This is a genomic window from Floridaenema fluviatile BLCC-F154 (assembly GCF_041929135.1).
Taxonomy (GTDB): domain Bacteria; phylum Cyanobacteriota; class Cyanobacteriia; order Cyanobacteriales; family Aerosakkonemataceae; genus Floridanema; species Floridanema fluviatile.
Genome location: NZ_JBHFNS010000004.1, coordinates 1 through 2,656 on the forward strand (window position 1 = coordinate 1; position 2,656 = coordinate 2,656).

Here is a 2,656-nt window from a genome sequence, read left to right on the forward strand (position 1 = left end):
TTGGCCACGCCCGAAGTCGTTATCCTAACCCGCAAGGGAAGGAGATGCCGAAGGTGGGGCTGATGACTGGGGTGAAGTCGTAACAAGGTAGCCGTACCGGAAGGTGTGGCTGGATCACCTCCTTTTTAGGGAGACCTAACCTAAGTGATGACTGAACATTTGTAATTAAGTCACACAGAAGGTCATACCCAGGTCGAACGAGATTGATGCAAAAGGCTTTCAAACTATTGTCAGGTTCTTTTTAAAGATGCGAACAAACCAATTAGTTAAGTTCGGTTTTTTTCGTCACAACTGCAATTCCGAAAGCTATATTAGGGATTGTAGATGTTAGTTGAATTGAGAAAAAATTGCTCATCATCTATCAAAAAAACATTGCCAAAACTGCCATCAATCTGTTATATTATTAGATGTGGCGATCGGTTAATCGGCGACCCAAAAGTGGATTGATACGAAACGAGAAAGTATTGCAACCACATCAGGATAAAACTTCAGCAACTTATCTAGTTCGATGATTAAACTAGAGAGACTGCTGGATAAATTTGTCCAGTAAGAACCTTGAAAATTGCATAGTAACTTGTCAGGTAGAAAAAGTCATTAATCATTAGTATTAGTGACAGATTCATAGACACCAATGTAAGAAAAATTGTGGTCAAGCTAATTAGGGCTTACGGTGGATACCTTGGCACACAGAGGCGAAGAAGGACGTAGCGATCGACGAAACGCTCCGGGGAGTTGACAGCAAGCATAGATCCGGAGATCTCCGAATGGGGCAACCCCATGTACTGCTAGTTGAATCCATAGACTAGCCAGAGCGAACTGGGCGAACTGAAACATCTTAGTAGCCCAAGGAAGAGAAAGAAAATCGATTCCCCAAGTAGCGGCGAGCGAAACGGGAACAGCCTAAACCAACTGGAATCCAGTTGGGGTTGTGGGACAGCGACAGGTCAGCCAGCGGCTAGACGAAGTAGTTGAAAGCTACACCAGAGACGGTGAAAGTCCGGTAGTCGAAAGCTCAACGCTACTAGCTGTATCCCGAGTAGCACGGCAGCAACTCCGTGTGAATCAGCGAGAACCATCTCGTAAGGCTAAATACTCCTGTGTGACCGATAGTGAACCAGTACCGCGAGGGAAAGGTGAAAAGAACCCCGGAAGGGGAGTGAAATAGAACATGAAACCGTAAGCTTACAAGCAGTGGGAGGACGATTCAACGTCTGACCGCGTGCCTGTTGAAGAATGAGCCGGCGAGTTACAGGTAGTGGCAGATTAAGGTAAAAATACCGCAGTCATAGCGAAAGCGAGTCTGAACAGGGCGATTAAGTCACTATTTGTAGACCCGAACCCGGGTGATCTAACCATGTCCAGGATGAAGCTTGGGTAACACCAAGTGGAGGTCCGAACCGACTGATGTTGAAAAATCAGCGGATGAGGTGTGGTTAGGGGTGAAATGCCAATCGAACCCGGAGCTAGCTGGTTCTCCCCGAAATGTATTGAGGTACAGCGGCTGTGATTATAGGTTGGGGGTAAAGCACTGATTCGGTGCGGGCTGCTCGCGCGGTACCAAATCGAGTCAAACTCTGAATACCAACCGGACACACAACCAGTGAGACAGTGGGGGATAAGCTTCATTGTCAAGAGGGAAACAGCCCAGACCACCAGCTAAGGTCCCCAAATTGTTACTAAGTGAAAAAGGAGGTGGAATTGCATTGACAACCAGGAGGTTTGCCTAGAAGCAGCCACCCTTGAAAGAGTGCGTAATAGCTCACTGGTCAAGCGATTCTGCGCCGAAAATGAACGGGGCTAAGTAACATACCGAAGCTGTGGGATATTGTAAAGATATCGGTAGGGGAGCGTTCCGTAGTAGTGAGAAGCACTAGCGGCAAGCAGGTGTGGACGAAACGGAAGTGAGAATGTCGGCTTAAGTAGCGCAAACATTGGTGAGAATCCAATGCCCTGAAATCCCAAGGGTTCCTCCGCAAGGCTCGTCCACGGAGGGTTAGTCAGGGCCTAAGGCGAGGGCGAAAGCCGTAGTCGATGGACAACGGGTGAAAATTCCCGTACTGACATTGGTTTGTGCAGAGGGACGGAGAAGGCACTCATCAGCCGCAAGTTGGTTAGCGGTTCAAGCCTCCAAGGTGTTGAGAGACGGAGAAAACGTCTTGAGCCAAGGGGTGAGTACGAGGGTCTACGGACTCGAAGTGAATGATGTCAAGCTTCCCAGAAAAGCTCTAACCACGTTAAACCAATGTTACCTGTACCCAAAACCGACACAGGTGGGATAGTTGAGAATACTAAAGGGCGCGAGATAACTCTCTCTAAGGAACTCGGCAAAATTACCCCGTAACTTCGGGAGAAGGGGTGCCTGGGATAAAACTCAGGTCGCAGTGAAGAGGCCCAAGCGACTGTTTACCAAAAACACAGGTCTCCGCGAACTCGTAAGAGGAAGTATGGGGGCTGACGCCTGCCCAGTGCCGGAAGGTTAAGGAAGTTGGTTAGGGGCAACCCGAAGCTAACGACTGAAGCCCCGGTGAACGGCGGCCGTAACTATAACGGTCCTAAGGTAGCGAAATTCCTTGTCGGGTAAGTTCCGACCCGCACGAAAGGCGTAACGATTTGGGCGCTGTCTCGGAGAGAGGCTCGGCGAAATAGGATTGTCTGT

At 48.9% G+C, this 2,656-nt stretch carries 2 rRNA genes; both read left to right on the forward strand.

Annotation, left to right across the window (positions count from 1 at the left end):
- Window positions 1-125, forward strand: a 16S ribosomal RNA gene (locus ACE1B6_RS00115); the annotation flags it as partial.
- Between the two features lie 522 nt (window positions 126-647).
- Window positions 648-2,656: ribosomal RNA gene (locus ACE1B6_RS00120) — 23S ribosomal RNA — on the forward strand; the annotation flags it as partial.